This window comes from Candidatus Neomarinimicrobiota bacterium, from assembly GCA_018647265.1.
GTDB lineage: Bacteria > Fidelibacterota > Marinisomatia > Marinisomatales > TCS55 > TCS55.
In genome coordinates, this window is sequence record JABGTK010000113.1 from 1 (window position 1) to 7,315 (window position 7,315).

6 protein-coding genes are annotated in these 7,315 nt (G+C 39.9%); 3 read left to right on the plus strand and 3 right to left on the minus strand.

Annotation, left to right across the window (positions count from 1 at the left end):
• Positions 1-85: 85 nt before the first annotated feature.
• Positions 86-1,645 (minus strand): hypothetical protein, encoded by a 1,560-nt coding sequence (locus HN459_06480; GenBank protein ID MBT3479095.1) that lies wholly within the window; start codon positions 1,643-1,645, stop codon positions 86-88.
• Positions 1,646-1,738: 93 nt separating this feature from the next.
• On the opposite strand from HN459_06480, the gene HN459_06485 reads away from it, so the two are divergent.
• From HN459_06485 to HN459_06495, 3 genes are all read left to right on the plus strand, one after another.
• The gene (locus HN459_06485) at positions 1,739-2,047 is read left to right on the plus strand and encodes a hypothetical protein (GenBank protein ID MBT3479096.1); all 309 of its coding nucleotides are present in this window, start codon (positions 1,739-1,741) and stop codon (positions 2,045-2,047) included.
• Positions 2,034-2,660 carry a hypothetical protein gene (locus HN459_06490; GenBank protein ID MBT3479097.1) on the plus strand — a complete coding sequence of 209 codons (627 nt, stop codon included), beginning with the start codon at positions 2,034-2,036 and terminating at the stop codon, positions 2,658-2,660. Before HN459_06485 ends, HN459_06490 begins: the two co-directional genes overlap by 14 nt.
• Before the next feature lie 109 nt (positions 2,661-2,769).
• Positions 2,770-4,524 (plus strand): T9SS type A sorting domain-containing protein, encoded by a 1,755-nt coding sequence (locus HN459_06495; GenBank protein ID MBT3479098.1) that lies wholly within the window; start codon positions 2,770-2,772, stop codon positions 4,522-4,524.
• Positions 4,525-4,770: 246 nt separating this feature from the next.
• On the opposite strand, the gene HN459_06500 is transcribed toward HN459_06495, so the two are convergent.
• Positions 4,771-5,133 (minus strand): DUF559 domain-containing protein, encoded by a 363-nt coding sequence (locus HN459_06500; GenBank protein MBT3479099.1) that lies wholly within the window; start codon positions 5,131-5,133, stop codon positions 4,771-4,773.
• A gap of 124 nt (positions 5,134-5,257) precedes the next feature.
• A partial coding sequence (locus HN459_06505; GenBank protein MBT3479100.1) for a TonB-dependent receptor occupies positions 5,258-7,315 on the minus strand: 2,058 nt, incomplete at its 5' end.

Consider the following 7,315-nt stretch of genomic DNA (forward strand, 5'->3'; position numbering starts at 1 on the left):
ACCGGAGAACTGCGCACAAAGCGGTGATCTTTATTTTTAAAAAATTCTATAAATGCGTTTCTTATGTCGTGACTGTTCATATGGTTCAAAATGAAAAAGAAGTTTCTATGGTTGTAATATCTATTGTTTCGTTATCTCCACCAATCTGTCCGTCGCCATTCATATCTCGGAAAGATCGTCGAAAAGTGTAATTCAACACCAATCCTTGACCCATGGAAATACCCAGCTGATAGCCGAGAATTGTACTTTCTGTATAATCGAATTTAAATGGATTGGGCACATTTCTCTGCTGATAAAATGCCCGGGCGTGTTGAACTTTGCTAATTGCTTTTTTCAACCGCAGGGATGCGCCAAAGGTCTGGTTTTTATCATCAATAAAATCTTTGTCAGCAGATGACCAAACCTGCCCCATCATATCGTGATAAGAAGTGCTGGCCTCAAGCATGGAACCCATATTGAGTACCATCCTGACGAAGTACCCTTTTTGCTTTCCATAACGACCGAGACGTGATTCTTTGGTCTTTAATATGATCTGGTTATTGCTACCTTGCGAAAAATTGACCCGCTCAATTTCATAGAGACGATTCCAATAATTGAATTCAAACCGACCTTCCGGTATCATACGATATTCAAAAATAAACCGTGCCGGGCCAAATCGAGAAGAAATTCCAATAGGAACCAATCCCATTCCTAGACTCAATGACTCACCCGATTGAGGATGAACGGTTTTACCAATCATCTGAGCCATTTGAGCGTATAAAGAAATGGAAAATTTATCTTGCGCTACAAGAGGATAACCTATATCGACTGCAATGGCCATTATGTCGTCTGAATCTTTACCTAAGTTTATGGGATCTCCCTTGCGAAAAACATCGCTATCCAAAATAACCGTGTTGCCAGTATACCCAGGTATTCGACTGTCTAAAGTATCAGTTATACCATCCCCATCAATATCCCATTCTCCTGGATCGTTATCCGCAATTCCGTCCCCATCTGTATCCACCCACCACGTATCATCATTGGGGAAATCATCTACAATATTCGGACGGCCATCTCCATCGCTATCTTTCAATCCTAAATATTGATTTCGATCGGTCACAATTGAAATCCCAATGGGTAAACCCATTATTTTTCGCATTACAACCCTCCCTCCAAACAAACCTATATTTTCCTTGAAGTCATTACCAAAACCTTCAATATTCATTGATTTAGAGTTGTATTCAAAATTAAGACCTATTTTTCTATCTTGGGGATACAGCATTGTATTTGAATAGCCACTGACTAAAATCCCATAACCCAAATCTACCCGATCTAAAGCGCCGACTTTTCCATAAATGGGATCACCGGGAAAGCTGTACCGTATATAATAAATTTTATCAATCAGCGTATTCTTGATAGCATTTCCGGAAGAAAAGTCCCATTCATCAGAATGAATATTTCCTTCTGCATCAAAATAGATTACGAGATCAAGAGCAACACCCCACTTACCAAAAGGTATGACAGGGCGCATGGCGATTTGATTCCATATCTTTCCGTCGATAGTGACGGATCCTACGGCACCTTGATTTTTAATCTGGGCACTAATTGGGCTCCACAAAATGGATGCAAAGATAGAAATGAGAAATATGTTCCGAGGTCTTCTCATAGGAGAAGTGAAATTACCCTTGCCCTCCGATGGGGTTCAATCTCTAAATCTCCATTTCCCGCATCATACTTTCCCCCTAAATTCCAGCTTCACATGACAAATAAAACCAACCCAACCACGGCGGATGTTCTTTCTTTCTCAAACTCGGAGATAAAAAAGTATATTTATTCCCTTCAAGATGAACTCCAAAAAAAACTTAATTCCGGATTAACCATGGATGATATCCTCGATAAAGAGGATCCTTTCGAAGCATTGGAACCACTCCTTCCTCAAGAAGCTTACCCTATTTTAGTCCTGGCTATGATTAATAATATACGTTCGGAGACTGTAATAAATGCTGTTTTAGAAGGCCTAAATAGAGGTATTAAGCAATATAGGAACAGAAATAGTGAATGCTCGTAACAAAACAATGCGCTTTTTACTCCTCCTCTCAATCACAATAATCTATGGACAACCTAATTGGATACAGGATATATCTATTTCTAGTAAAAAGAATGGTGTTTTTATAAAAGTTCGCTCTAATGATTCTCTTGACCCAACCCAGGTTGCGGGCTGGTTTAACGAATCTACATCATGGTATTATATGACACTTCATAAAGCAGATGGAGATACAGCACAACTGGAGAAAACTACCTTATCTTATCCCGTCAATCAGATAGAATGCGTTCGTGCCGGTGAATCACTCCAATTGGGATTTCGCATGGCCATCCCTGTGGAACAATTTGAATTCTATCACGCCAACGACCCACCTCAATTGCTGGCTTCACTGCGCTTTCCACTCTCGGATGTATTAGCATCAATGGAAGAAGAGAAACCAAAGAAATTACCTTTTCAATCAGAAAAAGCTGTTGAACGGGCATTGTGGATAAAAGCAGTATATTTCATCGGCGCAGGATTGACCGGTGCAGGATTTCTTGCCGGTGATACCCAAAAAGGATGGGAAGTTCCCGTTGGGATTGGCTTAATTACTGTCGCCTATGTCTATGAAAACTTTTTATCAGGAAAAAAGAAATGACAGAAAATCTATCATATTTCGCCATCTTTTATGTGGGTGGCCTCATTTTAATGGCCCTTTTCATTCGATTCTACCTTTATAAAAAAAGACAAAACGAGAATCGGGAAAATTGAAAAAAACAATCACAATATTATTTCTTGGTTCATTGTTAATAGCTCAAGTCCCGCAACGATCAGTGGAGGCTGTTATCTCTGCTTTCTCGGACGATCTTACTTCGGATTGGCACTTGACTCCCCATTTGTTAGAAATCGCTAAAAACGGCCATCATTTGGACAAAGACTCCAAATCAAGACTTGAAACAATCGGCTTTAACTTCAATACAACCGTTGTATCCCGTGGTGGTGCGGAACGATCTGAAGCAAGCGGACTGGACCGATTTTATGATAGTGGCGATTTTCGTATCCACTACACAACCACCAATTTGCAACATAAAGTATCCGATGTTGATTCTGACGGGAATAATGTGCCGGATTACATTGACACAGTAGCCAAAATTTTTAATTATGTCTCAAATGAGATTCATGATAAACAAGGATATTTGAATCCACCCGGAGATGGATTTTATTCTATCGGTAGTGATAACGGCGGCTCAAATCATTATGACGTATATGTGAGAAATCTTTCATCAAGATACTATGGCTATACGCAACCAGAATTATATGCCCAGGGGAAAGGCGATAACGAACGATCAAAAACCGTTGTAGAAAAAAATGCTTTTACGAGTTATATGGCCATTCGAAATAATTATAATAATTTTCCCATGAGCGAGGAAAAGGCCTTAAAGGTTACGGCTGCCCATGAATATTTCCATGCTATCCAATTTGGTTATGATGGTTGGGAAATGCCCTGGCTTTTGGAAGCATCGGCTGTGTGGATGGAAGAGAAAGTCTATGACTATATTAACGATTGCTACCAATATATGAAAAATTGGTTCGCGCAACCCCATCGCGCCCTCGATGAAAGCGGGTTTCACTGGTATGGATCCTTTATCTTTTTTGAATATTTAGAACAACACATGGGCGACACCGAAGCCATTCGAGCTATCTTCGATGAATCGGTTCAATCCAATAGTCGTGAGCGAGATGGTAGTCATGATGCTGTTCATGCATCCATGAAAAAGCGAGGTTTCTCATTTCAGCGGGCTTTGAATGGTATGTCTGTAGCTAATAAAATTATGTCTTCACTCCCTGGCGCTGGAGACTATTCCTACGAAGAAGCGGGATTCTATCCCGTTGATGGACCATCGATTTATAAAACAGTCAATTTTCAAACGGGGACACGTGATACAGTTTTCTCCACCAACCTAGATCGATTTGCCAGCCAATATACCCAGATTGTTACGCAAAAACCGGTCCAAGTGGATTTAATAAATACCAGTGGATCTCTATCAGATCTCCAACTCAATGCTATTCTTAAAAAGAATGATAATTCATATTTGGTGATTTCCAGTCCTTCTATCAACATTGATCCATTAGAACTGAAATCCATTCATTTGTCCGTGGTAAGTCAAGATACAACTATGGGGAATTGGGATTATAAATTAACAATTCGTGACGGTAAACCTGGGACTGATGCCAATGTACCTATGGAATTCACTATCGGAAATCCATATCCGAACCCATTTAACGGCAATATACAGTTTTCTGTTTATATGCTGAAGGAATCGTCCGTTTCAATTGATATTATTGATCTGAGCGGAAAACGGGTAAAGCGACTTTTTAATGGTAATATATCAACCGGGAATCACAATTTTAAATGGCACGGAAAAGATAGTTCAGGGAATCAAGTCTCGTCGGGAGTTTATTATATCAAAGTATCGGGAAAATCGACTGAAGACTGGCGCCCGATTACTTTTGTGAAATAGAACAATATTGTCATTCCGGGATCTGAAAGATACTCGGAATCCAGTTTAGAGCATCTAACAATTTTTGGTTTTGGATTCCGGATAATGGCAAAGCCATTTGTTTATCTCCCCCTTTTTCATTTCCCCCTCGTACGAGGGGGAACTACGGGGGGTGACAAATAATGGTTTTAATTTAAGTAAAAGTGTCTATTCGTCTAATTTTCCAAAAGCATTCAACAAGGATGGATCAGTAATATTAACTCGGTGTCAAGTATTATTGATTTGATGAATCAAATCTTCAATTACACCATCAATATTTTCATAAATATCCGTATTCCAATATCGAATTAGTTTTATACCATTTTCTTCGAGACGATTTTGTTTTTCCTGATCTTTCTTTTGTTGCTTTTCTGATAAGTGGCTTTCACCATCCAACTCTATTGCCAGTCGTTTTTCAGCACAATAAAAATCAACCACATGAGTATCAACACTATACTGTCTTCGGAATTTTAGATCCAAGACTTGTCTGCCCTTTAAGTATGACCAAAAAATAATTTCCGCTTTGGGCATTCCTTTTCTCAATGCTTGCCGGGTTTTTGTCATTTTTGTATTATTGTAAATTTTGGACATTTTTTCTCCCCCTTTTCCTGCCAGCCCTTCTCCGCCTTTTGGCGGATCGGGAGCAGGCTGGTAATTTCCCCCTCGTATGAGGGGGAACCACGGGGGGTCATGAATAATGGTCTTTAAATAAAAATCAAATCTTTTTCGAAATCGTCAAAGAAAAGTGCCGTTCTTCTCCCATGTTTCTTTCCAGTTCAGTGTAGTAATACTGGAACATATTCTCAACCCGAAATAGGAAATCCCACCCGCGATAATCGTATCCAAAACCGGCATTCCAAATATGGATCGGCACGCGCTTATCCTGCCCCGAGATTGCATTCTCCTGGAATAATTTAACTCTTTCAATTCGAGACATATATCGATTCTCAAGTGTCATTGTAACACCCATTAATCGTGTACCAATTGTCGTCACAAGTGTATGGCGAAAACGGTAGGCCAAAGTATCAATCGCACTGCCGTCCTTATCAATTTCTACAGGGTTTAAATGAGTATAAGCTGTTGAAAATAACAAAGATTTATTTAACATGGCACCTGATAATCCAACTTCCAAACCGGATATCCGCGCATCCGTTAAATTTTCAAAATGAATGATCCCCTTTTCATTAGGATTCGCAACAATCAATTGGTCAAAAGTGGAACTGAATGCGGCTAAATCAAATTTAATATTGGATGCCAAACTGTTACCTGGAATTTGAACCGTTAACCCCACTTCTCCTCCTTGACTACTTTCCGCTTTTAAATTGGGGTTTGGTTCAACTTGAAAAATGTTTAACTGTGTTTGGGTATACATTTCTGCAACACTGGGAACGCGAAAACCACGACTAACCGAACCACGGAATGACAACCATTCTAACGCTCGCCAATTAAGGGCAACTTGGGGCGCTATAGATTCGTCCAATTTTTCACTATCCACCGAATACGTTTCCATACGAGCGCCCGTATTCAAGGTAATCTTTTTACCAATTCGTTGCTGCGCCTGGATATATGCCGACATAGATAAACTGCTATGATCGCCATATACACTCGCATCAATTCCTGATTTTTGCGCTACCACTCCTGCGGTAATTTGAGTCGATTGACTCAAAGTCGTGGCAACCTGAGCTTCACCATATATTTTTTGTTCATCCACAAAATTATTATTTGAAGCACTATGGTTCTGCCACCAAACATTATAAATAGATCCTTTAAGTTTTATCACCGTATTTTTAGACAAGATCATATTAAAAAAGCCATTCAAATTCAACTTTGTCCCAACTGTATGGTCCTCTTCTTCTCCCTTAGGCGCTTCAAAAGGATTGGCCGCATTTTTCCATTGGGACGCCAGGGATGTTTTATCCGAATAGTAATTGGCAAAAATGGATGCATTGTAACGCTCACCAAAATTGAATTTTATTTTCCCGGTTATATTATTAGCATCTAACCAACCTTGCCGTTTATATCCATCCGATTTTGCTTTATGAAACCGCACCCATGCACTATGTTTCCCAATAGGACGACTGTGGGTTAAATCTATATAATTGAATAATCCAGGTTGGGATCTCCATTGCCACTGTTTATACTTCGGTTCACTGTACATACCCGATTTTAGGCGAAATCTTGTTTCAGCTTTTGGTGGTGCATTTTTTGTCAAGATATTAACGACGCCACCTAATGCACTTGATCCGTATAACGCCGATCCACCTGAGCGAATAATTTCTACATGATCTATTTCACTAATAGGAACCATCGTCCACGTAATATTTCCGGCGCCGCTCCCCATTACAGGAACACCGTCAATTAACAATAATGATCTGTCACCCGTACCAACGGTAAAGCCAGATGTACCGCGAATATTTAATTGTCCCCGAACAGAACTAATTCCCGGTTCAAATTTCATTACTTCTACCAAGTTTACGGCGGCGCGATCATGAATTTTTCGCGGACCAATTACAGACATAGATACGGGCAATTCCATCACATCCTGCACATTGCGGCTGGCGGTCACCACAACTTGGGGCGCTGACAAAACATCTCGTTTAAGTTGAATTTCTATCTGGACTTTTTTATCAACGACGACTATATTTTTTTCGGTATGTTTTTCAAAACCGATCATACTGACAACAAGAGTGTATTCTCCCGACGGTAATGATTCAATTTCGAATTCACCATCATCATTAGTGGTTGTACCCGTAAAAGTGCCCGCAACCAAAAT